Origin of the sequence: Paenibacillus sp. FSL W7-1279, from assembly GCF_037969845.1 — a bacterium.
Lineage (GTDB): Bacteria > Bacillota > Bacilli > Paenibacillales > Paenibacillaceae > Paenibacillus_AQ.
Map to the genome: position 1 here is coordinate 7,001,018 of NZ_CP150215.1, position 26,231 is coordinate 7,027,248.

The 26,231-nt window shown below is 49.4% G+C and carries 20 protein-coding genes; 3 read left to right on the top strand and 17 right to left on the bottom strand.

Annotated elements, in window-relative coordinates; all coding sequences use genetic code 11:
* Nucleotides 1-155: 155 nt before the first annotated feature.
* A complete protein-coding gene (locus MKY82_RS31760; protein WP_194544971.1) occupies nucleotides 156-1,400 on the top strand; it encodes an MFS transporter in 1,245 nt (414 codons plus the stop codon).
* Between the two features lie 148 nt (nucleotides 1,401-1,548).
* Here the strand turns inward: MKY82_RS31760 and MKY82_RS31765 are convergent, their stop codons facing one another.
* Both MKY82_RS31765 and MKY82_RS31770 read right to left on the bottom strand, forming a co-directional pair.
* Complete coding sequence (locus MKY82_RS31765; protein WP_194539957.1) at nucleotides 1,549-3,267, bottom strand: glutamine--tRNA ligase/YqeY domain fusion protein; 1,719 nt, start codon at nucleotides 3,265-3,267, stop codon at nucleotides 1,549-1,551.
* A complete protein-coding gene (locus MKY82_RS31770) occupies nucleotides 3,264-3,431 on the bottom strand; it encodes a hypothetical protein (RefSeq protein WP_194539958.1) in 168 nt (55 codons plus the stop codon). The genes MKY82_RS31765 and MKY82_RS31770 overlap by 4 nt, the downstream gene beginning before the upstream one ends.
* A 112-nt stretch (nucleotides 3,432-3,543) precedes the next feature.
* On the opposite strand from MKY82_RS31770, the gene MKY82_RS31775 reads away from it, so the two are divergent.
* Entirely contained in the window at nucleotides 3,544-3,798 is a 255-nt protein-coding gene (locus MKY82_RS31775; RefSeq protein ID WP_071218900.1) for a DUF2164 domain-containing protein, read from the top strand.
* 39 nt (nucleotides 3,799-3,837) lie between these two features.
* On the top strand, nucleotides 3,838-4,386 hold the full coding sequence (locus tag MKY82_RS31780; RefSeq protein WP_113059576.1) for a GNAT family protein: 549 nt from the start codon (nucleotides 3,838-3,840) through the stop codon (nucleotides 4,384-4,386).
* 123 nt (nucleotides 4,387-4,509) lie between these two features.
* Here the strand turns inward: MKY82_RS31780 and MKY82_RS31785 are convergent, their stop codons facing one another.
* The 15 genes from MKY82_RS31785 to MKY82_RS31855 form a co-directional block, all read right to left on the bottom strand.
* Nucleotides 4,510-5,169 (bottom strand): MOSC domain-containing protein, encoded by a 660-nt coding sequence (locus MKY82_RS31785; RefSeq protein ID WP_194539959.1) that lies wholly within the window; start codon nucleotides 5,167-5,169, stop codon nucleotides 4,510-4,512.
* Between the two features lie 229 nt (nucleotides 5,170-5,398).
* Nucleotides 5,399-5,896, bottom strand: coding sequence for a GNAT family N-acetyltransferase (locus MKY82_RS31790; RefSeq protein ID WP_194539960.1), 498 nt, complete (start codon nucleotides 5,894-5,896; stop codon nucleotides 5,399-5,401).
* Nucleotides 5,897-5,979: 83 nt separating this feature from the next.
* Nucleotides 5,980-9,357, bottom strand: coding sequence for a cellobiose phosphorylase (locus MKY82_RS31795; RefSeq protein WP_339295055.1), 3,378 nt, complete (start codon nucleotides 9,355-9,357; stop codon nucleotides 5,980-5,982).
* A gap of 40 nt (nucleotides 9,358-9,397) precedes the next feature.
* Entirely contained in the window at nucleotides 9,398-11,563 is a 2,166-nt protein-coding gene (gene bglX / locus MKY82_RS31800) for a beta-glucosidase BglX (protein ID WP_339295056.1), read from the bottom strand.
* Nucleotides 11,564-11,761: 198 nt separating this feature from the next.
* Nucleotides 11,762-12,523, bottom strand: coding sequence for an alpha/beta hydrolase family protein (locus tag MKY82_RS31805; RefSeq protein WP_220687281.1), 762 nt, complete (start codon nucleotides 12,521-12,523; stop codon nucleotides 11,762-11,764).
* A 24-nt stretch (nucleotides 12,524-12,547) separates the two neighbouring features.
* Nucleotides 12,548-13,549 (bottom strand): LacI family DNA-binding transcriptional regulator, encoded by a 1,002-nt coding sequence (locus MKY82_RS31810; RefSeq protein ID WP_194539963.1) that lies wholly within the window; start codon nucleotides 13,547-13,549, stop codon nucleotides 12,548-12,550.
* Nucleotides 13,550-13,590: 41 nt separating this feature from the next.
* Entirely contained in the window at nucleotides 13,591-14,409 is an 819-nt protein-coding gene (locus tag MKY82_RS31815) for a carbohydrate ABC transporter permease (protein WP_100540992.1), read from the bottom strand.
* Nucleotides 14,410-14,460: 51 nt separating this feature from the next.
* Complete coding sequence (locus tag MKY82_RS31820) at nucleotides 14,461-15,366, bottom strand: sugar ABC transporter permease (protein WP_339220378.1); 906 nt, start codon at nucleotides 15,364-15,366, stop codon at nucleotides 14,461-14,463.
* 109 nt (nucleotides 15,367-15,475) lie between these two features.
* Nucleotides 15,476-16,729 (bottom strand): sugar ABC transporter substrate-binding protein, encoded by a 1,254-nt coding sequence (locus tag MKY82_RS31825; protein ID WP_339295057.1) that lies wholly within the window; start codon nucleotides 16,727-16,729, stop codon nucleotides 15,476-15,478.
* Between the two features lie 447 nt (nucleotides 16,730-17,176).
* Nucleotides 17,177-18,430 (bottom strand): MFS transporter, encoded by a 1,254-nt coding sequence (locus MKY82_RS31830; protein WP_194539966.1) that lies wholly within the window; start codon nucleotides 18,428-18,430, stop codon nucleotides 17,177-17,179.
* A gap of 387 nt (nucleotides 18,431-18,817) precedes the next feature.
* Nucleotides 18,818-20,653: a sensor histidine kinase gene (locus tag MKY82_RS31835; protein WP_339220380.1), complete on the bottom strand. Its 1,836-nt coding sequence runs from the start codon at nucleotides 20,651-20,653 to the stop codon at nucleotides 18,818-18,820.
* The gene (locus MKY82_RS31840) at nucleotides 20,650-22,230 is read right to left on the bottom strand and encodes a response regulator (RefSeq protein WP_339295058.1); all 1,581 of its coding nucleotides are present in this window, start codon (nucleotides 22,228-22,230) and stop codon (nucleotides 20,650-20,652) included. The genes MKY82_RS31835 and MKY82_RS31840 overlap by 4 nt, the downstream gene beginning before the upstream one ends.
* 94 nt (nucleotides 22,231-22,324) lie before the next feature.
* Nucleotides 22,325-24,004, bottom strand: coding sequence for an extracellular solute-binding protein (locus tag MKY82_RS31845; RefSeq protein WP_339220384.1), 1,680 nt, complete (start codon nucleotides 24,002-24,004; stop codon nucleotides 22,325-22,327).
* 67 nt (nucleotides 24,005-24,071) lie between these two features.
* Nucleotides 24,072-24,971, bottom strand: coding sequence for a carbohydrate ABC transporter permease (locus MKY82_RS31850; protein WP_339220386.1), 900 nt, complete (start codon nucleotides 24,969-24,971; stop codon nucleotides 24,072-24,074).
* Nucleotides 24,972-24,998: 27 nt separating this feature from the next.
* Nucleotides 24,999-25,976, bottom strand: a complete 978-nt coding sequence (locus MKY82_RS31855) for an ABC transporter permease subunit (RefSeq protein WP_339295059.1) — start codon at nucleotides 25,974-25,976, stop codon at nucleotides 24,999-25,001.
* Nucleotides 25,977-26,231 lie beyond the last annotated feature (255 nt).

The following is a 26,231-nucleotide window of genomic DNA, read 5'->3' on the forward strand; positions in this document are numbered from 1 at the left end:
GTAAAAAAACTTGATTCAGTTTATAGGTTAATAACCAGAATAATGGAAAATCATTTAAAAGATGGTTTGTATCCCTTTTCAATGCGTGATACATTGAAAGGGAAAGCGGCTTTTTTTCGATGCCGCGATTGTGGATTGTATTCGGTTTGAAAGGAATGACCTACTTGCGGAATATGGACAACGCCCAACCTTCGCTGATATCGCTCAAGCTGTTCAACTTCTTCATTTACGGAACCATGGTCATCTTCACCGGTTTCTTCCAGTTATATTTGCAAGACATCGGCATGAGCAAAATTGAAATCGGCAGCCTGATGGCGATCGCGCCATTTGTGTCCATCTTCGCCAATCCGTTCTGGGGATTCTGGGGTGATCGGGCGGCAAACATCAAGCGGATACTGCTGATCATGATGACCGGTACGCTGCTGCTGGTTCAGCTTGTATTTCAAGCGAATACCTATGCAATGATATACATGACAATGATTTTCTTTTATTTCTTCCAGACTCCGATGTTCTCGCAGACAAATTCGCTGATTCTAACCTATATTGAGGGGACGCAGCAAAAGTTCGGCTCCTTCCGGCTATGGGGCTCGCTCGGATGGGCGCTGACGGCCATCGCTGCAGGGCCTGTCATCGATCGGCTCGGGTCGGGGCGCATCGCCATCGTGTTCTCGATTATGCTGCTGGTGGCGGCCGTGTTCATGTTTACGCTGCCCTCTATCCAGAAGACGACAGCATCGGCATCGGTCAGCCTTAGAGGACTCGGTAGACTGTTTCTGAACTCCTATTTTGTCTGTTTTATCCTGTTAGGCATTATGGTATCCATCCCGAACACAGCTAATAACACTTTTATGTCCCTGTACATCCTGGAGCTTGGTGGTACCAAGCAGATGGTAGGCCTTGCGATCTTCTTCTCGTCGATATTCGAAGTGGTGATCTTCATTCTGTTTGACCGCTTCCTGAAACGAAAAATCAATGTCTTGGTCGGCTGCCTAACGATTGTCAGCCTGCTCTTCGCCCTCCGCTGGCTGCTGATGGCGGAAGCCAACAGCGCGCTCGAGGTGGCCTTCATCCAGCTCCTGCACTGCGTAACCTTCGGCGGCTATTTCTATGTCGGCGTGCAGCTGACGATGCTGTTTGTACCAACGCCGTATCGCGCTTCCGGACAAGCGATCTATACCTTAAGCTGGAGCGGCATATCCGGCGTCATCGGCGGTCTTGCCGGCGGCTGGATGTTCCAGAACTTCGGGGCGCAGATCATGTACTTCACCGGCACGATGCTTGCCATTGTGGGTGCCATCGGTTTTGGCTGGATGTGGTACAACCTTCGCAAGCACGGGTATCAGCCACTGCATCCGGACGATCTCGATAGCGACGAGATGGAGGAATACGCTGCGAGTTAGACCGTGGTCCTGTACCAAGCCGTTCACTAAGATGGTATTATCGTAAATATAACAAGACTCGAATGAATCCTGTAACGGAATCTTCGAGTCTTGTTTACGTTATAGAGCACAGGAGACTTCTTAAACGCGCCTATACCATTATCTTGATTTAGTTCTTCGGAAGCTGGAACGAGCTCTTCAGGGAGACCACGCGGTTAAATACCGGACGTCCTGGCTGCGAATACTTCGAGTCGACGTTGAAATATCCATGGCGGAAGAACTGGAACTTGTCCTGCGGCGCAGCATCCTTCATATTCGGTTCCACGAATCCCTGCACGATTTGCAGCGAGTTCGGGTTGATGTCGTCCAGGAAGGACTTCTCGGCAGTTGCTTCTTCCGCCTCGCCTGCAACCTCCTGCACCAATTCGGCTTCTTCCTCTTCGTCCTTGAACAGCGGTTCGAACAGGCGGAATTCAGCAGGTACGGCCTGCGTGGCTTCCACCCAGTGAATCGTTCCCTTCACCTTGCGTCCGGTAAAGCCGCTGCCGCTCTTCGTCTCCGGATCATACGTGCAGTGGATCTCGACGACCTTGCCGTTCTCGTCTTTAATGACGTCATTACACTTGATGAAGTACGCATGCTTCAAACGGACCTCGTTGCCGGGGAACAAGCGGAAATATTTGTTTGGAGGATCTTCCATGAAATCTTCCTGCTCAATATAAATCTCGCGCGAGAACGGAATCTGGCGAATCCCCATCTCCGGATTCTCCGTGTTGTTCTCGGCGTCCAGCCATTCGATCTGACCTTCAGGGTAATTCGTAATGACCACCTTCAGCGGGTCCAGCACAGCCATCGTACGCGGCGCCTTCAGCTTCAGGTCCTCACGGATAAAGTGTTCCATCACTTGACGGTCCACCGTTCCGTACGCCTTCGAAATTCCCGTCTCAAACACGAAGTTGCGAATGGCTTCAGGCGTATACCCCAAGCGGCGAAGTCCGGAGATCGTCGGCATGCGCGGATCATCCCAGCCGTCCACCACATTCTCGTCGACGAGCTGCTTCAGTTTACGCTTGCTCGTAACCGTCTGCGCCACGTTCAGACGTCCGAATTCGTACTGATGCGGCGTGCTGTCCATCTCGCATTCGGCCACAACCCAATCATAGAACGGTCGTTGATCCTCAAACTCCAGGGAGCACAGGGAATGCGTAACCCCTTCAATGGCATCCTCCAGCGGATGGGCAAAAGCGTACATCGGATAAATGCACCACTTGTCGCCTGTATTATGATGATGCGCGTGAGAGATCCGGTAGATGACCGGATCCCGCAGATTAATATTCGGCGAAGCCATGTCGATCTTGGCGCGCAGCACGCGTTCTCCGTTGGCGAATTCCCCTTTGCGCATCCGCTCGAACAGATCCAGATTCTCTTCCACGCTGCGATCCCGGTATGGACTATTATGCCCTGGCTCGGTCAGGGTTCCGCGCGTTTCGCGGATTTGGTCGGCGGATTGGTCATCCACATAAGCTTTCCCTTTCTTAATCAGCAGCACGGCACGATTGTACATCTCTTCAAAATAATCGGACGCGTACCGCAGCTCTTCCCAATCGAATCCGAGCCACTTCACGTCCTCCTTAATGGAGTTAACATACTCAATGTCTTCCTTCACCGGGTTCGTATCATCGAACCGCAAGTGCGTCCGTCCGCCGAATTCATCGGCCAGTGTGAAATTGATCCATATGGCCTTGGCATGTCCAATATGCAAGTAGCCGTTCGGCTCCGGCGGAAAGCGGGTAACGATTTCCTTGACTTTACCGGACTTCAGGTCTTCGGTAATAACATTTTTTATGAAATTGGAGGGGGTTCCCCGATGGTTCTCCACGTTGATCAACCTTTCGTCCTGTAATTTCTGTCTATCTCCTGTATAAACGTGTTTCCCTTAAATATACCTGTAATGCCGCGATTGTTCAAGGAATTCGGCACCTCCGTGCCGCAAGTCGCCAGCTTGCGATGAGGATTCGGCAAGCAGTCTGCTCCCAGCATCTTAACCCGCACACAGAAGATTCTCCCACAACCGAAAATGCCGGCGAAAATCGTTTTGACGGGGGCTGGTCAATAGGGTAGCATGGAGAGAAAAACAGCTATGAAGGAGGCCTGCAATCATCTTATGAAACCTACCAAATTCCCTAAAGAACAACGCGAACAGCTGATTGGACTGGTTCAGGAATACTTTGAGACCGAGCGCGGCGAAACCCTCGGCCATCTAGCCGCAGAGGGTGTTCTTGATTTTTTCACGGAGACCTTAGGGCCTCATCTATACAATCAAGCGCTCAGCGACTGCAGAACGGTTGTTAGTCAGCGTATGATTTCCCTTGAAGAGGATATTTACGCATTGGAGCAAAAAGTGAAGCGGACTCGTTAAAGTTACATACACTTCACGAGAGAACAAAGGAGATACCTTATGTTTGGATACACATTAGACGACCATGTTGAATTGCGCCCGCTTGCCATAGAGCATGCACGGGCGATGTTCGAGATTACCGATCGTTCCCGGGACCGCCTGCGCAAGTGGCTTCCGTGGGTGGATGCCGTCACCGAGGTCAACGATACCGTCAATTATATCAAAGGCGCCATGAAGCAAGCGGCCGAGAACGGCGGCTTCTCGGCCGGCATCTGGGTCCGCGAGGAGCTGGCAGGCACCATCTCGTTTCATGAGATCGATTGGAACAACCGCTCGGTCAGTATCGGATACTGGCTGGATCAGCATTTCACGGGGCAAGGCCTGATGACAAGCGCATGCCGCGCGTTCACAGATCACGCGCTGATGCGCATGGGCCTGAATCGGGTGGAGATCCGCTGTGCAACGGCTAACCATCGCAGCCGGGCCATTCCGGAACGGCTGGGGTTTGTGCTGGAGGGAGTCATAAGGGAAGCCGAGAAGCTGCCCCAAGGCTATGTTAACCACGCGGTCTACGGCATGATTCAGAGCGAATGGAAGCGGATGAGGTAACCTCTATATCCGGAACAAAACCGGCTTGAATCCTACGATAAGGACGCAAGCCGGTTTTGTTGTCTGTATGTGTTCTAGAATATAGGCTGACCTTGGCTTAGAAGCCTGGCAAGAACCATCGTCTCACTCCTGATTCTCCCGCAGGGTCTCCAGCCACTTGCCGAATTGCGACTTCAGGCTGGCTGACAGCACATCGATCTCCAGCATGCGGGACAATCCGCGTTCATCCTTCCGTCCATCCTTCATTATGCGAAGCACGTCCTGCACCGTTATGCCGGAAGCATGGGACTCAAGCTGAGTGACCGCGGAATCGGCACGGACATCCCCTTCCTCCAGGACTCGAAAGTAAAACCCGCTGTAGCCCGTATTCAATACTCTTGCCGGCATATCTTTCACGCCATGCTTTTGCGACAGCTTAAAGCAGGGATATCGGGGCTGGCTGACCTGTACCACCGCGTCGCCTATCCGGTATACATCCCCGATGCAGACCCGATCCTCCAGCATCCCCCGCAGCGTCAGGTTTTCGCCAAAGGCAGCATACGCCATCTGTTTGCCCAAGGAGTGTTCCCAATAAGGATAATGCTCGAAGGGGTACGCGCACACCGCCTTATCCACGCCGCCGTGATTGACGAGATCGGCCTGACCATCCCCCTCGAAATTCAATGAACTTAGGAACAAGGGACCCTCCACAGGCTGCTTATAGATTCCCGTGGACAGGTCCTTTCCCTGGTAATCAACCGTTACAGGCTTTCCCACATTCAGCGATACAATGCCCATAGTCATGGAAAATAACCTCCGCCTTCTTTTCTTTTCATCTACTATATGCAATAGCGTATGCCCTTGTCCAGAAGCCGTTTTAAGTGGCGGGCCAAATAACATAAGGCCAACCAGAAAACCCTGGTTGGCCTTGACATATGAAACAGCCCGGCAAGCTGCCGGACTGTTCAACCCTATGACCTTCATCTCTCTGCCGCTCGGTAAACGGCCTAGAGGGATATCATGATGTGATCCATCATGATAAGAAGCAGCACATTAAGATATCATCGACGTAACGTCCATCCACATAAAACTCCTGAATCAGCCTGCCCTCTTCCTGAAACCCGCAGTTCCTGTAAAAAGCGAATGCGCCAGGATTGCTGGACAGCACCCGCAGCCTCAGCTTCGAAATGCCCTCCGCACGCGCCATATCCTTCACAGCATCGATCAGCCGCTGCCCGATGCCCTGCCGTTGATAGGCAGGGTGAACCGCGATGTTCAGCTCCAGCACATGACGATTACTGTGAAGGCTTGTGGGCGACCGGAATCCGATGTAACCGCACAGTTCCCCCTCATGCAAGGCCACGAGCTGTGTGCCTGGCGGACAATGCAGAAGATAATGATCTCTTGAGTTCCACTCCAATGGGGCAGGGGCCGTATTGCGATCCCATACCAGTTCGTCGAGTTCCATGAGTGCAGCAGCATCCTTCATCTCGGAGAACCGGATGGTCAATGTCTCTTGACCGGTCTTCATCGCCATCCCTCGCTTTGATAACCATTCCCTCTATTATATCAGACCGGTTTGCTTCTTGCAGACGAGTTTCACGGGGTCAAGAATTATTGTTCATGAATAGAGGCGTAAATATCCACGACGCAATCGGTGCCACCCTCTCCGGCCAATCGTTTGAAATCCGCACCTGCAATACGAACGCCGCCTGTGCGATATCGGTTCCGGATCGCATCTGCTGCTACATCCTGCCCGTTAATCGTAATGCGGGTCCCCTCGGAACGATCCACGTGATAAATGAACGTTACCGCCATCCCCGCGTAGTTAAATTGGAACTCCAGGCCATCCAGCGTCTTCGGCAGGACCGGATCAATCACCAGGTCTCCTCCCGCTTCGCGAATGCCAAGCGCATTAGATATCAATTGATTCATGTAGATCCCCGGACCACTGGAATAAATCCGCCATCCGCCTTTGACAGGTACGCTTCCGCTGCGCAGCGCATCAAACGATTCCTGCGCTTCATAGCGCGTGTTGAACTTTCCGTCCGAGCTGCTGAAATACGCGTTGCTCTGACGCAGCTCCGCATTCGGCACAACTTCGGCAATGCCGATCGGATTGATGCGCTCAAGCCCGCTCCACACCTCGCTGCTCTTGCCGAGCTTGGCCATCGCCTCTACATAACGGATGTGCGCATGCACATATTGAAGGCCAACCTCCCGGCCAAAATTCGCCGCCTGCTCCGCCCGCTTAAAGTGCGTGCTGACACCGCCGGCATATACGGCTGGACGGTTCATCAATCTAACGCCGTCCGGACAGAACAGCTGCTCACGGATAATCTCATAATGGCTTGCTGCCTGCTCCGGCGTCAACAGCTCGCTGATCATGCTGCGCGTCATCGGAAGCAGCCGGTACTGGATTCCCGTTTCCTGATCGGACGGATGCAGCAGGAATTTGCTCTGCTCTTTGCTCTCCATATAGACAAAGCCGGGAATAACTTCAGAATTCAAAATATACGTATTGAAATCCCGCTGAATTCCTTCCGCGAGATCCCCCATGGCATCGGACATCGCTTGGTCCACAGGCTCCATGACCTGGGAGAACTGTTTCAAGGTCTGATAGGTCAAAGCCACCGTCCAGCTGCTGACCATGAACTGCTTCAGCTGCGCGTTAGCCGGCTGAAGCGTATCATCCCAATCCCCGTCTCCATAAGAAGACAGATAGGTATCATGAAGGAAGTGATTTTGAATATAGGCCATTTGCTTCTTCACATGCTCAAGCACGGTGTACGTCTGCTCCGTGAAATCGAAGCTGTGCTTTCTCGTGTATGGAACGGCAGACTCCAGTATGCTGTAATCGTTAGTGACGGCCAAATAATCGCCCAGCACCTTAAGCGGCCATACGATAATGTCGCCGTGGCTCTCTTCCTGCTGGATATGGGCGTACTTATCAAACATGAACCACTGCGGCCAATTTCCGTCATCCTCATACTGGTGGGAGTACACTTCAAGCAGGATATCGCGTACCTGCTCGTATTTATGCGTAGCCATGAAATATTCGACAGGCCCTTGGCATACATCGCGTGTTCCCCACGCTGCGCCGCCGTATTGTTCCAGGCCGTGCGGTACCGAATAGTGAACGAGCATATTATGCGTATACCACCAGGCCAGCGCATTCACCTTGAACAAGCCGTCTTCCTGTCCATTCTTCAGGCTCAGATGGAACCCGTTCATGACAGACGCGTAGAACGAGCGGTAGCTTGCAATCTCTTCATCGGCTACCCGCGCCGCAAGCGGAGCGTTCGCTGCATCAAGGCTGCCTTGTACTGTCATGGTCCATTCCACACTCTCACCAAGCTCAAGTACTGTCAAGGAGGCACTGCCAGGCGCGATGTTGCTTGCCAGACAAGTTTCGTCCGTCACCTGCACATCGGCTCCCGTCACCCCAAGGCGATAATGCAAATCCTTATACACGGAAGCGCTGAGCGAAGCCGAATCGGCACGGAACGTAATGATGCCGTCTTCCTGAACCCTATGATACGGGACTTCATATTCGTTCACATCCATCGTGACCTGCATGGTGACCAAATAACGGTACGCTCTTCCGCTCTCGGAACGGACTTGGAGCGTAACCTCCGGTGCCGCGGCAGACGTGAAGTTCGTAATGATCAGCATGTCGCTTTCGGTCTTATAGTACCACCGTACATAGTTAAAGCCGATCTCGAACACGGACGGCATCGTCAAGAGGCGATATTCCCCGTCCATCTCGACATATATCCGCTGTCCGGATGTCTTAGGCACGTTTAGTGCATTACGAGCATGACTCATCATTTTGTTAAAATTCGTGTTCCCCGTCACCAGCTGGGAATTAAACACGCCATACATGTAGGAGGTTGTCGTAATGACAGGGCTGCCCAGCTTCACATTGTTGCCGCTCATCAAGATATGCCCGTGCGGACGCTCCACGCGAAGCTCCTTCTCCTTCAAAACGATATGCTCATAGGTATCCGTGAAGAACGAGAGCAGCTCCTCCCCGTCACGCTCTTCTTGGCGGCGTACAGGATACAAAGCGTTCAATTCGTCTGCCGTCAGCGGCAATGTGCGAAGAGGTTCCCCGAAACGCTTGGATCGCTCCGACCGAGGCAGCTGATGGCCCGTCTCGGTCAACCGGCTCGCTGCAAACTGGTGCCACACAGCCTGAAGCTCATCCTGGAATTCAAGCGACGTAACTGCTTCCGGATGATCCTCTTTAAACAGGCCGTAAAATACGAACCGAGCCGTGCCATTCAGCGCAACGAGAGGGGACTGCAGAGCCGTATAGGCAAACTCATATTGATACACCTCATTCGGCAGACTCTCCTTGGATAAAGCCACCGCCTGATTCGTTTCTTTATAGGAAAGGCCGAAGAACTGAAAGCCATCCGTTGCATACCCGACAGCAGAAGTCATCGCCCCCTGTTGAAGATACGGGAATTTGCCTCCCTGCGGCTGATTTTGACGTGAGCACACGACATACCCCAGATCTTCCTGCCGGAACACAGCATGGTCGATGTACTGGGACAAATAGGCCTCATTGTTACGAACGGCACCAGGATGGGCGATGCCGATATCCTGTCCATACACGACGTCGGCTTGAATTCCTTCCCCCTGGAGCTCGACGTCCCAGAACCACGCGCCGGTATCCGTTGGGGTAAACAAAACCTTATAACCTACTCCCTTGACGCTGCCTTCCCACATCATCCGGTTATCCGCATGAGTGACCACGCTGTTGGAGTGTACTCCGAGCATAGGAACGGCCTGAATGCCGCTCTCAGTATGGATTCTCAGAAACAAATTGTTAAGGGCGCCGTCAATCGAATTGGAGAGCAGCTGATTGATCATCGTCGTGCCGTAACTGGCTTGATAAAGATCACCGCTAGGCAAAAAGGAAAACGTCAAATCTCCCGCCTGGAGTACAATCTTCGCATCGTTCATTACATGATTGGCTGTCACAAGTTTCACTTCCTATTCTGCATAAATGATGTTAGTCGAGTTATTTCCGAAGCCGAAAACGTCTTGTCTCCGTATCCCGGCTATTCTTTCCAACCATAATGTCGAACTCGCCCGCATCGCTGGTGAAAGACAGATCCGAGTGGTGATAGCGCAGCTGTTCTTCGGTCAGCGTAAACGTGATTTCCTGTCGTTCGCCCGGCTGCAGCAGCACCTTGCGGAAAGCCTTTAGCTCCCTGACAGGCCTAACGACCTCTCCGGATCGGTCGCGGACGTACAGCTGGATCACTTCTTCACCGGCCATATCGCCGGCATTCGTCACCGAAACCGTAATTTCAAGCGGCTGGTCCGGGAACATTTCATCCGCCGACAGCGTCATCTTCCCGTATACGAATTCCGTATAACTGAGGCCGAATCCAAACGGAAACAGCGGCTCATTCGGAATGTCCAAATATTGCGATACATAGCGTACCTGCGCATCGGGCGCATCCTTCGGACGGCCGGTGTTAAAATGGTTGTAGTATACCGGCACCTGTCCCACGGAATAAGGGAACGACATGCTGAGCCGGCCGGAAGGATTCGCCTCGCCCGTCAGCAGTGCAGCTACAGCCGCCCCGCCTTCACTTCCCGGGAACCAGGCTTCCAGCACAGCCTCCGCTTCGTCCAGCACCCCATGCAGATCCAGCGGACGACCGTTGAACAATACGGCAACCATCGGCTTCTCCAGCGTTTTCAAATGCTGAATCAGCTCGAGCTGCGGTTGTGGCAGCGTTATAAACCCACGGCTGCCCGCTTCGCCGCTCATCTCGGAATCCTCGCCCAGCGCAAGCACTATCACGTCGGCTTCCTTTGCTGCCTTCATCGCCTCTTCCAACTGCTGCCCGGTCATGGCGTTCACGTTACAACCCTCAGCTACCGTGAGGGCACCGGAAGCCACCTTGGAGCGCAGTCCCTGCTCCAGCGTTACCGCGTCTTCTTTGGAGCCTGTCCAGGACCAGGGGCCAAGAATATCGCCGCTGGCAGCGAACGGGCCGATCAAGGCAACGCGCTGCCCGCCGCGCAGCGGCAGCAGGGAGTCGTTCTTCAGGAGCACGCAGGACTTCGCCGCAGCCTCCCGGGCCGCCTGACGATGTTCCTCGCAGAACACAATCTCCCGTTCCGCCTGCGGATCGGCTCCCCGCACAGGGCGCTCGAACAGTCCAAGCCGCTTTTTCAAAGACAGAATGCGCAGCACCGCTTCATCGATCAGGCTCTCGTCCACCCGGCCTTCACGTACCATTTCAGGTAAATGATGAACATAGCTGGAAGTCATCATCTCGATGTCCACGCCCGCTTCAATAGCTCTTAACGCTGCCTCTGCCTCATCCTCCGCTACCCCGTGTGGAATCAGCTCTTTGACCGCTCCCCAGTCGGAGATCAGCACGCCGTCAAAGCCCCATTCGCGGCGCAGCAAATCGCGCATCATCCGTTTATTGCCCGTAGCCGGTATGCCATCCACCGTATTAAAGGCGGTCATGACCATCTCGACACCTTCGTCCAGCGCAGCCTTGTACGCCGGCAAGTAATATTCCCGCAGCTGACGCTCGGACATGTCCACCGTGTTGTAATCGCGGCCGCCTTCGCCTGCTCCATATGCGGCAAAGTGCTTCACGCAAGCAGCCAGCCGGTTGAGATCGCCGCTCAGGTCCTCTCCTTGGAAACCTCTGACAAAGGCTCTGGCAAATTCACTGTTTAAGTAAGGATCCTCGCCCGTCGATTCCATCACGCGCCCCCAGCGGGGATCGCGCACCAGGTCCACCATCGGCGCAAATGTCACATGCAGACCGGATACCGCGGCTTCGCGCGCAGCGATTTCCGCACTCCGCTCCGCTAGACTAGGGTCCCAAGAGCTCCCCATGGCGAGCGGAACCGGAAAGATTGTTTTAAAGCCGTGTACGATATCAGCCATCATCAGCAGCGGAATCTTCAATCGATTCTTGCGCAAATGGGCTTCCTGGACGGCTATCACTTCCTCCGCCCCTGCCAAACCCAGCACGGAGCCGGCATTACTTACGATGTCATCGGTGATGCCAAGCGACTCCATCGGTCCTGTAATCTGCCCCGATTCTTGGGTGCCTTCGAAAAAAGGGACGGCCAGTTGTATAAGCTGCGCAATTTTCTCCTCCAGCGTCATCTGCTCGACCAGAGAAAGTAGTTGTTGATCTGCCATTTCCCATCCTCCTTTGTCATTACCGTTCTCTTTTTCACTAATTCGAAACGTTATGATTCTCTCGAAAACAATCAATAATTTCCTGTAACCATATATTTCATAAGCTTTCTACTTACAAATTAACAATCTGAAAATCGAAAAAATCAGCGCTAATCCGCATATAAAATCGAAACGTTTCAATACATGCGGACAAAAAATTCAGGGCAGGGGCAGCCAATCCAGCACCCGCTGAATTTTGCGATCCCAATATCCCCATTCATGACCACCGGGTTCTTCCTCATAGGTGATATGAAGCCCCAGGCTGTCCGCATAGTGTCTAAAGGTCTGATTATCGTTATACAAAAAATCCTCTGTCCCACAGCACTGATACAGCATCGGTTTGTCGCCACTGTATGCCGCGAATTCCGAGGCTAAGAACAGCAAATCGTCCCGGCTTCCTCGCAATCGATCAACGCTTCCAAACAGGGTACGAACTTCTGCCTCCTGGAAGCCCGGTCCTGCAGCGCGGCTGGCGAGATCCAGCCCACCCGACAGGCTTGCGCCTGCCGCGTAACGCTCCGGATAACGAAGCGCCAGCTTGAATGCCCCATACCCGCCCATGGAAATTCCGGCGACAAAGGTATCTTCCCTCCGCCCGGACACCGGAAAGAACGACTGAACGAGCTGTGGAAGCTCCTCGCTCAGGAAAGTAAAGTAAGGCAAGCCGTTTGCCATGTCCATATAATAGCTTCGTCCGACTCCCGGCATCACGAGCGCGATGCCTTTATTCTCGGCATATCGTTCGATGGACGACCTGCGCATCCATTCGGTCTGATCCGCTCCTCGTCCGTGAAGCAAATAAAGCACCGGCAGCTTCGAAGAAGAACCGTACGGCATCAAAGCGGCTTGCGGCAGAAAAACCTCTATGCCGGTAGACAGCTTCAGTATTTCGGAATAAAAATCACACGTGATCCATGCCAAGTTCCTCATCTCCAATCCGGTCCATTAATTCTCTACTTTGCTCTTCCCTGCAGATGCCCGCTCCATCATTTCGGTCGTCAGCATATAAGACTGCTTTACGGATTCACCGGCCAATATCTGAAACAGCAAATGGGCTGCAAGCGATCCCGCCTCGCTCTTGGGCTGCTTGATCGTGGTAAGCGGCGGATTCACGTATTCGGCTAATTGAATATCGTCATATCCGATGACGGATACATCATCCGGCACCGATATGCCGCTCTCCTCAAAAGCCTTCAATCCTCCGATGGCCATCTCGTCGTTGCCGTAGAACACCGCCGACGGGAGCGACCCCTGCATAATCATCATCTTGGTCGCATTGTAACCGCCCTCGCGCACGAAGTTGCCGCTGAGACGCCATTTCGACTGTTCCTCCAGCCCTGCCTCGGCAAGTGCCCGTAAATACCCCTGATAACGCAAATGGTTATCGTACGAATCTGAAGAACCGCTGATGTATGCCACATGCCGATGACCGTTCTCAAGCAGATACCGGGTAGCCGTGTATCCTCCTTGTTCCCCATCGACCAGCACATTGACCAGGTATTCGCTGCACAATGGACGATCCATCACGACAATCGGAAATTGGGGACCCGAGGTCTCGATCAGAACTTCATCCCGGATATTAGGTGCAAGTATGATGGCACCGTCCGCCCTTTTCTCTCTCAAAAATTTAACCGCCGTTGAATCTCTGCCACCCATCGAACTGCATGCGATCAGATCATATCCGTTGGTTAAAGCGACTTCCTGTACGCTTCGAATCAGCTCGGAATAATAAGGCCCGGATAGATCCGTCAGAATAAGAGCGATTGTCTTGGTGCGGCTCCGCTTCAAATCCATGGCAAATCCGTTCTTCCGATAATTCAACTGCCTTGCTGCCTCGAGCACCTTTGATCTTGTCTTGGAACTCACTCTGCTGTCGCCGCTTAACGCGTATGAAGCCGTTGACAAGGCGACTCCAGCGAGCTTTGCCACATCCTTAATCGTTGCCATTTCCTTACGCCCCTTCTACTACTTAAAAAACTCTATCTATTTTATTTCATGCCAGAGATCGTATATCCTTCAATAATATGTTTTTGGAAGAAAGAAAATACGATGATAATCGGAACCACCATAAATGCAGCGCCTGCCATCTGGAGGCCGAAATCAGATCCGTGCTGTCCTTTCAGAAGCTGCAGACCCACCGAAAGCGTATAAAGCTTTTGGTCATTTGCCATGATGAGAGGCCACAGGAAACTGTTCCAAGCGCCGATGAAGGCCAAAATCCCCTGTACCGCAAATACCGGCTTCGTGATCGGAACGATCAACTGGAAGAAAATCCGCAGCTCTCCCGCTCCATCCAGCCTGGATGCTTCAATTAGATCCGTAGGGATCGTGGACATGAACTGACGGAAGAGGAAAATACCGAATGCTCCGACCAGGCCAGGCAGCACAATACCCGCCATCGTGTTAGTCAATCCCATGGCATTAATCAGCAGGTAGACCGGAATCATGGTAACCTGTCCCGGAATCATCATCGTTGCCAGCACGAGATAAAACAGCTTCTTGTTGCCGGGGAACTCGTATTTAGCGAATGCATATCCTGCAAGCGCATTGAGGAACAGACCGACAAAAGACCAGAACACAATGATAAGCGTATTTTTCAGGTATACGATAAAGTCCAGCTTCGTAAATAAATCCACATAATTTTCAATTGTAAATTCTTTCGGCAATAGCGTCGGCGGAACTGCCGTAAATTCATTTTCCGGCTTGAATGAGGACGTGATCATCCAGATAAACGGAATCATCATCAGCAATCCTCCTGCAATGAGCAGCACCGTCATGACTGTTTTCTCAATTCTTTTAGCTGCCATACCCTGAGCCTCCTTCAGTTACGATACGAAAACATCGGTTGAACCTGAAACTTAATATTCGACATCTTTTCTCTTGACTGCGAATTGTACGACCGTTACAGCGATAATGATGATGAAGAGCACAAACGATCCTGCAGCCGCATAACCAAAATTGCTAAGCTGGAAGCCATTGTTATAAATAAAGAGGGCCATCGACATCGTGGAGTTCAGCGGTCCGCCCTTGGTCATAACCAGAGGCTCCTCGAAGAATTGAATCCAGCCGATCAGCGTCGTTATCGTGACAAAGAAGGTAGCAAAGCTAAGGAGCGGGACCGTGATGTACAACAGTTTCTTCCATTTGCTCGCACCATCGATCTCCGCCGCTTCATAATAGGAACGTGGAATGCCCTGCAGCGCAGCCAGAAAAATGATCATATTGAGGCCAATCGATTTCCATACAGCCAGAAGAATAAGAGATAACTTGGCAAGTGTAGGATCATTCAGCCATTGCTGTGCCGGAATACCAAACCAGGATAACATATGGTTAAAGAGGCCGTAATGGCTGTTATACAGGTATCCCCAAACAACCGCGACCGCCACAATATTCGTAATGGAAGGCATATAATAAACAACGCGGAATGTCTTAAACAACCATCCCGTGCCATAGTTAAGCAGCAATGCAGCACCCATGGCAAGCATAACGACAAACGGAACACCGATAATAACATAGAACATGGTGTTAAACATCGATTTCAGAAAAACCGGATCTTTAAATACATTCATAAAATTATCGAAGCCAACGCCTTCAATGTTTGAATAATTAGCGAGACCAGCGAGGTCAATATCCGTGAAGCTGATGACAAGCGCAATGATGATCGGAATGATTGAGAACGTCAGAAGTAGCACCAGTGCGGGCGCAATAAACATATAAGGATACTTATATTGGTTAAAGCGCTTGATAAAGTTCTGCAATGTCATTCACCTCCTGCAAGTGTGGGTTTCTCAATAAAAGAATAACGCTCTTTGGAAGCAGTCAGGCTTGTTTCATCCTTCGAAGAAACAAGCCGGGCTGCGTTAAGACGCACTCTTATTTTTTGTTTAGAATTTCAGTAGCTTTCTGATTCAAAAGATCCATTTCTGCTTTGATGTCAGCACCGCCAAGCGTAATTTTCTCAAATGCGGCAATGGCTTCTTGGGAGATAGCATCCCACTCCTTAATGAACGGAACAGGCTTAGCGCTTTCGAGCTGTTTTCCGAAGGTAGCAAAAATCGGATCTTCAAAGCGTTGATCTTCCCATGCACTCTTAACAGCAGGCAGGTTTTTAGCCACATCATAGTTGGTCAGCTGCGATTCTTGTTCACTCATGAAGGATATGAATTTAACGGCTTCATCTGCATTTTCGGTTGTATTGAATACCGACATGTTAGCTCCGCCGAGGAACGATGCATTGTTTTCTTTAGCTGGAAGTGTCGTCGTAGCCCATTTGCCTTCAATCTCAGGCGCTTTGTCTTTAACGCCCTGAATCATCCAAGGACCGCTGATAAACATCGGGAATTGTCCGTCTTTAAATGCGGCAAACAGATCCAAATCACTGGCAAGCGGCGTCATACCCGTATCATAGAAGCTCTTCAGGTATTCCATGGCTCCCATGAATTCCGGCTCGTTAAAATGAGGCTTCCTGTTTTCGTCGATCATAGCGCTTCCATTCTGCCAAGCAAACATGGACAGATAGTTCATATCTTTAGCATCAATGGTGATTGCGTAATTGCCGTCTCCTCTAGCTGCCAGTTTCTTACCGGCATCCTTCATTTCATCCCAATTCTTAGGACCTTCCGGATAGCCTACTTCAGCCAAAATGTCCGTACGGTAGAACAGCACGCGCGTTTCCACATACCATGGGATGCTGACAACTTTGTCATCATAACTCATGGTTTGCACAGCGCCGTCAAAATAATTTTCTTGCTTCAAGTTTGGATACTGCTCAAGATACGGCGTCAGATCGAGCAAAGCTCCAGCCTGAGCAAATTCCGGAATCCAGGTTGTTCCCATCTGCACGACGTCCGGGCCGCTTTTGGATGCAACCGCTGTAAGCAGCTTGTCATGGGCACTGCCCCAAGGAATTAATTGAACGCTTACCTTAACGCCTGGATTCTTCTCTTCATATTGCTTAATCAAGGTTTCGTCAGATGTGTCACCCATCAGCCAAACTTTCAGTTCCTTCTTGCCTCCACCGCCTTCGCTACCTCCATCTGCTTTCTCAGACCCGCCCGAGCATCCGGCTAATACGACGGAGAACACCAGCAATGCTGCCAACGTCCACAATATTGATTTTTTTCTCATTCTACATTCACCCCGTTTTTAATGTTTACCACCATGCGAAACGTAATGCAAAACCTAATTGAAAGCACTTACTTCGAAACGTTTCGATTTTATTCGAAAAAATAAAGACGCCGGATAAAGGTTGCTTCTATAATCCTACTGTCTCTTCATTCCCCCTATAAAGCACCTTTTCATGGTTATCCTAGGGATAAACAAGCTGTTTCGTGTTCATAATAAAAATTTTCCTTGCTTAATTACTTTAAAAAACGCATTCTTTTTGAAACGTTTCGACAAGTTCATTATAGCTCCCCCTGAGAGCGATTTCAATATCCTTTTTATTTTTTTTGTAAGGCGTTTCTTTGACAAGTGGTGTAAGCCTTAAACCGTAGACAAAAAAAGCAGCACACCCCAAAGAAGGCCTGCTGCTTAATCTCTATCCTGAAATTATATCAACTATTAAAACTTGGGCTATGCATTAAGGTGACCTGCATTCTTGTCATGAGCGTCGTGATGCAGCGGGATGTCCTTACTAATCCGGGCATGCACGGCAAATGACAGGAATGACAACACGGCAACACCTACAGCCAACCATGCCACCGGCGTCAACCCGCCGCCGTCATACATCGTTCCCATCGCATAAGGCCCAATCACCCGGCCTGCGGCACCCATGCCGCCTGTCACGCCGATATAGAACGGAGCCGCTTGTCCTGCACGCTCCGAGATAAAAGCCGGGATCGCAGGTGAAATCAGCATTTCCCCCAATGTGGCCAGCACCATCGCAAGGATCATGCCCGGATAACTGTGCACTGTCACAATGACGACATAAGCTGCCAGATAGAACAAAGCGCTTGCCGTCATCTGACTGCTCTCCGTACGGGCCGCCCAACGCTTGATGGCATTCGTGAGCGGCTGCGCGGCAAAAATGAGGATCCCGTTCAGCGTCCATAAATAACCGTAGGCCGTCTTGGACATCCCCTCCGAGATGATGAACGGAGACACCCCTGTATTCCAGATGGAATTACCGAACCACAGAAACAGAGAACCCAATCCCATAAAGAGATAGATTCGGGTGTTCCCGAGCAATGCCCAAGCGCCGGGGCCCGCCGGCAGCGGACTCTTGGGCTGGGGATGATGGGACCCTTGCGATACGCCTGTTCCGCCCAGCTTCGTCAGATAGGACAGGAAGAAAATCGCAAATCCGAAGGACGTGACGCCGTTTAAGACAAAGCTTAAATGATACGATATCTCCGCCAGGAAACCGCTCATGGCCGTTCCTAAGGCTACGCCGATATTATTCGCAACATAAATGACATTAAACAATTCGCCCCGCCGATCGGCAAACCGGAAGCCGATAAATGCCTGTATGGCTGGCATCGATATCGCGTTACAGAATCCGATGAAACCCATCATCGCGATGAACAAGCCCCATAGTCCATTAATGAACGGAAGGGTGAACAGTCCGAGGGCATTCAGCAGCAGCGAGCCCACAATGAGCTTTTTCACCCCAACCCGGTGGTACAGCGCACCGCCAAGGAGTTGACCGGCAATTCCCCCCATGGATTGAATCAGTATGACAAAACCCGCATCCTTCATGCTTCGTCCCAGTTCATCGAATACATACATCGTTGTCAGCGGCCACATCAGGGACCCGCCTGCAGAGGCAACGAGACTTGCAACAAGAAAACCTTTTACTTCCTTAGGGTACTGCTCCAACCATTTCATGTTTATTATCTCCCAGCAGCCTCGCAGCAGTATATTTACGCATATAACCTAAAATAGCCCCACAAAGTGGAGCCTATGCTCCGATGCTTATTCCAAATACTTTGCGGGGACCCCAAAAAACTTTATAAATTCTAATATGTTAAAAAAAAGCCCATGCGGGCTTTTTCTAATTATTCTTCAAAAAAGAGGCGAACGCCATCTTTTTGCTGTCCCTATAATCCTGTAAGAATGAACATTGCTTGTCACTTCTTATCGCCCAAATCCTAGTATCGCTTGAGAGATCCATTTTTAGCAAGCACATTCATTGACGCTTTACCATAACAGCGAACAGGACGCTAAACAGCGGATCCTCAATTGTTGAAGAATCCCTTGGTTCAGAGTCCCCGTCTACCCCGCCGCCTTCTTATCGGGGTTTGAATTTCTGGATCTTGCAGGTATGCGTATTTGAACCGAAGTCCCGATTCCGACTTTGCTGAAGATGGACACGCCGTATTCGCTCCCATAATGCAGCTTCACCCGCTGGTCAATGTTTCGAATCCCGCAGCCCGTGTGATTATGATCCTGGGGATCCAATATCTCTTGGATTCGTTCCTGCTTCATACCCAGGCCATCATCTATGATTCTGTACAGGATATCATCGCCTTCCTTTTGGACTGAAACCCGAATATGAATACGATCTCCACTCCAAGCATGCTTCAGCACATTTTCAATGAAGGGCTGTAAAATCAGTTTTATAGTCTCGTAAGGCCATATATTCGTGTCGATATCAAAAGTGACTTCCATGCGCTGACCATATTTTACTTTTTGAATATCCAGATACGCATTGGCCTGCTCAATCTCTAAAGCGATGGGTATCAATATTCTGCCTGAATTTAAGGTAAGCCGATAAAATTGTGCCAGCTGCACCACCATATCCTGAAGTTTCTCCGTTTCCCCGAATTTCGCAAGCTGATTAATGGAGGATAGCGTATTGTATAAGAAATGAGGATTAATCTGCGTTTGCAGCATTTCAAGCTCTGCTTCCTTCTTTTGTAGCTGGGTTAAATACACTTTTTTTATTAACGCTTCGATATCCTCGCCCATCGCATTCAAGGCATTCGCAATTTGAGGGAACTCCCCCTTGCCCCGATAAGCGATCCGTTTATGCAGATCCCCTTCCCGAAATGCATTGAGTACCCCTACAATCTTCAGGATTCGTTTAGAGAAAGATCGGGAAATAACATACCCCGTATATGTAAATAACACTACGCAGATGATACAAATGACTATCAAAACGGTTCGTACTCTCTTCGCTTCCTGTTCAATAATATTAAGCGGAACTTGCGCAACGATCTTCCAGTTCTTCTGTGGCAAATCTTCTTCGATGATCAAATAATGCTTCTGATCGTGTGCTGTTAACCCCGTAGGTTCATTTACTTTGACGAGGGTGTCGTTATTATCTTCAACAGATGGGCCAGAGGTAAACACCACATTCCCAAAGGGATCCAGTACCGATAACATACTTCCGTCCCCAAGTTTCGCGTAATCTACACTATCGAACAGCTGCGACAAGCGCACACTGAACCGCATGATTCCCACTTCTTTAATTTGCAGCGGATTGTTCATATCCACCATTCGTCGAATCATCGAAATCCGTCCATCCCGCTCATCCTCTTCCACCTGCCTCCAGATCATGGTTGCATTGTATTTCTCTCCCGGCAGTGTGAAATACCAAAACTCATTGGAAACCCGGGTCATATGGTAAATATCATAGGTTTGTTCGTTGAAATCTTGGTTGATTTCGTGATTCCAATTTTTATACTTCTCGTACACCGTTTGATTATGAAAATAGACGGATAGCCTTAAATTAAGGCCAACCGCCTTTGCAGCGCTCTCTAGCTTTGGGAGAATCACATTGTTCATACGGACATGATTCTCAGCACCCGATAAATCCCGGCGGATGCTCTGAATGAATGCAGGATCATCATACAATGTCGCCGATGTCTGGACGATATCATCCACCTTATAGGCAACGTTATCCCGAATCTGCTGAAGCGTCCCCTGGATGTTGACGCGGGTCTGTTCGCGCATAGTCTCATCATACATCGAATGCGAAATATAAAAGTTTACAGAAACCAATAGCAAAGTAAAGACCGTAAAAGTCAGCATGAGCTTATAACCGACGGGTATATACCCCAGCTTCTTGCCGTCTGTTCCGGATGATGAAATCCAGTGATTGTTCATCCCAATTCTCTCTTTCGATATTCCATGGGTGTCATGGCGAATTTTTCTTTGAACTGCCGGCTGAAATAAGGAAGATAGCGGTATCCTACCTGATCGGCGACTTCATAAACTTTAAGGCCAGGCTGTTTTAGCAATTCACACGCTTTTTCCATGCGCAGTTGTACAAGCAGTTCATTAAACGTATTTCCTGACCGCTCTTTAATCAAAAATCCGATATGACTCGGCGAAAAAGAAAAATGCTGGGCAATATCCTTTATCGTTATATTCTCACTCATTCGTTCTTTCATCGTTTGGATGACACTGCGGATGAATTTACTATCCTTGGAATTGGATTTCTCATATAATCTTTCGGAAATTTCGAATATACGCTGGATGAACCATGAACGAATATCGCTGACGGTTTCGAACTGCATCAAGATATCCAGATGATGAATATCCATGCCTAACAGGTCAAACAAGTCTTCATTGCGACTGCTTAAATATTGTTCGAGCTTCCATATAATATAATTCGACATATTATGCACGGTAAAACGGGAGCGCAGACTCCTTATAGAGCCGAATAATTTTTCCAGTTCATCACAGATTTGAACCAGCTCGTATTCCTCCATTGCCTTTAAGAGGACGTTCATGCGTTCATCAAGCATCCTTGCATCCAGCATTCCCGGCTCGGCACTGACGTCTTCGTACTTGATAATACTTCCCTTGCCCAGAAACATCTTGCCTTCCACCGCTTCAACAGCCTGCCTATACGACAGGTGAAGTTGATCCAATGTGCGTACGGGTTCACCAATGCCCGTTGTCATGGATGTCATCAAATGCTGCTGAACGCTATCCATCAGTGTGCTTATCGTTGGAGTAGCGTTACTGTCCTCCAGCAGTATCGCTACTCGTTGCGAAGACAGCTTACAGTAAGGAAGCATGCCGCTCCCACTATCCGTAATCGCCTCTTGAATACGTTGCAGGAATATTCTCGCCAATTCCCTCTGTGAGGAAAGGCTCCCCGCCTGACGCCATGAAACATTATCGAGCTCCATGACTGCGACGCGAACCGGCCATTTCAACTGGTCGAATTCATAAGAGATACTCATCTTTGTCAGTAATTCTTCTGATTCTTCCCGCTCAAGCAGACGTATAAGAAAATCGCTTTTGACAATGGGGATCATCTCCTGATAAGCCATCTCCACCTCGCGCTGCTTGTTTTCTTCATCTAGATCCCGCTTTACCTTGATTAAGGAAGCAACAAGCTCCCTATCGTTCATCGGCTTGAGAACATAACTGTAAGCCTTCAATAAGAGTGCTTGCTGTACATAGCTGAATTCCTGATATCCGCTGACGAATATGACTCGCATGTTAGGTTTATGTTCAAGCGCAATCCGTGCCAGCTCGAGTCCAGACATATAAGGCATATTGACGTCACTGACTAAAATATCAACATCTTCGCTCTTGATAATTTCACATGCCGACAATGCATTATTGACACTCCCCACTAACTCCATATGCAGATCGGACCAAGGAATGAATCTTCTCATGCCTTCGAGATCTAGTTCTTCATCATCCACAAGCAGCACCTTGTACATAGAACCCCCTCCAGACAATTATGTTCGCAAAACAGAGATATCCCAAAGAACCTTATGGATTCTTTGGGAAGTCCCCCCTAACATTACTGTGTTATTATTTTCCGTTCAATTTAGCTAAATTCTCCTGCCATTTGATCGTCCGCCATTCCAGAAGCTGACCATAGCCCAAATCCATCAAATCCTTGTTTCCTTGATCGAGAATTTTATCAACCTCTTCGTCGTTCTTCGCCATGACGGACTTAGCATAGATTTCGAGGAAAAGTTCATCGACAGATGCTTTGATAATGCCTTCATCCGAATCTGGAGCCGGATTGAGGTTAACAAATTCTGTAACGTTCAATTGAGTTGGCCAAGTAATCGTTTGTTGGTAACGTGTTCTCCAGTCCTGCTCTTCGAAGGGGAGATTCTCCATGTATTTATATTTGGCAGGGTCAATATAACTCGTATTACCTACGAACATAACAGGCTCATTCTTAGATTGAATTTCTGCTACTTCTGCCGGATCATAATTCTCGGTGAAATTCGGCTTACCATCTTCATCGAATCCGTCCCAGTTCTTTCCTTCCGGACCGAAGAATTGGACGTTCATCCCTTCCGGACCTGTGTACCAGTCGAGGAATGCGAATATCGCTTCAGGGTCCTCAGCAGCCGTTGTAATATAGGCAGCATTCCATCCAAAGCTTGTGTAGGTGCCTGGATAAATCTTATTCTTATCCAGACCCGGCTTATGAATAGGCCAAATCATGAAATACCCGCCATCCGGATCTTGTTTGATCAATTCAGGGTGCGCTTCGCCTGCCATCGTTGTGGGACTTGCTCCTGCAAATACTGCCACTCTGCCTGTCATGACTTTCTCCAAAATCTGATCTTCCGTTTGGTTAAAGGCATCTTGAGAGATGAGCTTCTCTCTGTACAGTTTAGCAATATATTTCTGAGCCTCTCGGAATACCGGATCTGTAAGTACTGACGTCAGTTTTCCGTCTTTTGGAACCGCAAGCAAGCTAGCATTCAGATTCGTGTAACTTGCTCCCTCTCCGAAGGCCGTGTATAACACGCCAAGTCCCTGTCTTTCCTGTGCACGGTGCGGCTCGAACGGAATGATGCTGCTGCCGTACTTATCTTTAACTTTCACCAGATAATCATATAGATCGTCCGTTGTTTCGAGCGGAGGCTCGCCCAGCTCTTTATAGATTTTCTTGTTAACTACGTAACCGGCGTTACCGTAAGGATTGGATGAATACCAGTTAGGGAACATATACAGTTTGCCATCATCTGAACGTAACATGTTCAGATCGCCCATCCATGTCTTCAGGTTGGGATACTTATCCAAATAATCATCATAGGCTACCAGTTTTCCTTCTTTGCGGAGTCTCTCCAAGTCTGGATGGTTCTTGTCTGTCCAGATCATATCCGGCAGGTCGTCTGAAGCCATCATCGCACTCAGCTTTTGCGTATGTGCTCCAGCAGCCGCAATCATGTTGATTTTCACTTGTTTTTCTTCACTTAAATATTTACCGACAGGCGTGCTCTCCCATTTAGGGAAGTCCGAGTTCTCATAGTGAGAATATGCTGAAAACTCCAGCGGCTTCTCACCAAGGACCCATTTGCCGTCACGATTCCCCTCTGCTGGCGGATCGGTTTTCTTCTCGCCATCATTGTTTGCTGCCGGTGGTGCTGGAGCTGGAGCTGCCGATTTTCCGCATCCCGCTAGAGCCGTAACCATTATCAATAGCAACGAGACCAATACGAGCAACGGCTTTTTCGTCTTTCTCATTCACTTAACCCCTCTCATTAACAAAAATATATATGTTCAAAGCTGTTCGCCTTAAACCGTTCGTCAACTACTCCTTCAGCGAGCCTACCAGTACGCCTTTGACAAAATACTTTTGCACAAAAGGATAGACAAGAATGATCGGTAAGGTCACCACGATCATCATCGCCATTGTGAGCGATTTTGAAGTGATTTGCCTTGCTTGATCCAGTAGGGCAACCGAAGCGCTATCGAGCACGGAGCTTGAACCCGATACAATATTGGCATTCAAGGTCTGCCGCAGAATCGTCTGAATGGGGAGTAAATAATCACTGGTGATGTAGATACTCGGCAGGAACCAGTCGTTCCAGTGTCCAACGGCAGTCAACAGAGCCAGCGTAGCGATAACCGGTCCGGACAATGGGAGAATAATCCGAAAGAATGTGCCCCAATTGCTGCAGCCGTCAATATGGGCTGACTCTTCCAGCCCTACGGGAAGACCTCGAAAGAAGGTCCGAAAAATGATCATGTTCCACACGCTGATTAAGGATGGAATAATAAATACCAGAAAGCTGTCCATCAGACCGAGTGAACGGATAAGGAGATACGTTGGAATCAATCCTCCACCAAAGTAGAGGGTGAATATAAAGAACAATGTGTAATATTTTCGTCCGATCAGATAAGTTCGGGTCATCCCGAATGCGAGGAGCGCTGTCATGAATATGGAGGTTGCGGTGCCGATTATGGTACGACTTATGGATATGAAGAACCCGTTAAGCAGTCGGTCGTCCTGGAGTATGATTTTATAATTTTCGGTTGTGAATTCTCTTGGCCAGAAGGTGACTCCGCCCTTTGCGGTATCGACACCTACGTTGAAGGAAACAGCCACCGCATTCCAGAAAGGATAGAGCGCCGAGAAGGCTAATAGACTGAGGAACACGTATATCACGATAAGCATGACCTTATCACCAAAGCTAATTCTTTTTAACATGCCGTACCTCCTGAGGGCTGCTGATTGTTACCATAAGCTATTACCAGATCTTCGAGCCAGACAGTTCGCGATCGTAAGCAGTACAACACTGATAATCGCCTTGAACAATCCGATAGCAACCGCATAAGAATAACGGTGTGACCCTAGGCCTACTCGATAGACATACGTATCAATAACATCGGATACCGGCCGCAGCACCGGATTGGATGCCAGGAGCAGGATGTCCTCAAAGCCTGCATTGAGCAAGTTGCCGATCGCAAGAATCATAAAGATAATGATGACCGGCATAATCGAAGGAAGCGTAATCAGGTAGATTTGCTTGGACTTGCTTGCACCGTCGATGTCGGCAGCCTCATAGAGAGCAGGATCAATACTCGCAATCGCAGCCAGGAATACAATCGAGTTAAATCCGATCTCCTTCCATACGTTGGCCGAAATCAGGATCGACCAAAAATACTCCTTTAACGAAAGGAAATTGATCGGTTCATCAATGGCCCCTATGCTCTCCAGCAGAATGTTGATGCTTCCGTTCTCCGTTGATAGCAAGGCGGTGGTGAATCCTGCCACAATAACCCATGATAGGAAATGGGGCAGGTATGTAATCGTCTGGATGACTCTTTTGAATAACATATGGCGAACTTCATTCAATAAAAGTGCCAGTACGATCGGTGCTGGAAATCCGATAAAGAATTTCAATAGACTGATCACAATCGTGTTGCGCAAAATTCTTTCAAACTCGGGGGCGGCAAAAAAAGCTTCAAAATGTTTAAAACCAACCCACGGGTTATCCCAAATTCTTGAGCCGGTGAACAGGTTATAATCCATAAATCCGGTTATTACGCCGTACATAGGCAGATAGGCAAAAATGAAAACTAGAATGACGCCGGGTATCACCATGAGCTGAACATCCCATTGCTTCATGAATCGCCTAAGAAAACTTTTACTATGGACTTTTGGCTGCCGGGCAATGGGTGATGGTTGCTGTTCTGCAGTAGCTTGCGGCATATTTATCCTCCCGTTACGAAATGATGTAAAAGCACGCCGGGTCTCTGAATGTTTACCATTTTCGAAACCGCTTGCAATTGACTTAGTATCATTCTACCTATGGAAATATTTTGAATCTATATAATAAAACCCCGATTTTTTATACTTCTACCGGAATGTTTCACCCTTTCCAGCCAACAAAAAAACGTCTATCGACGTACTTACTCAGTAGACAGACGCATTTAACGGAAGTTTCTCTTGCGAGATAAGGGGATG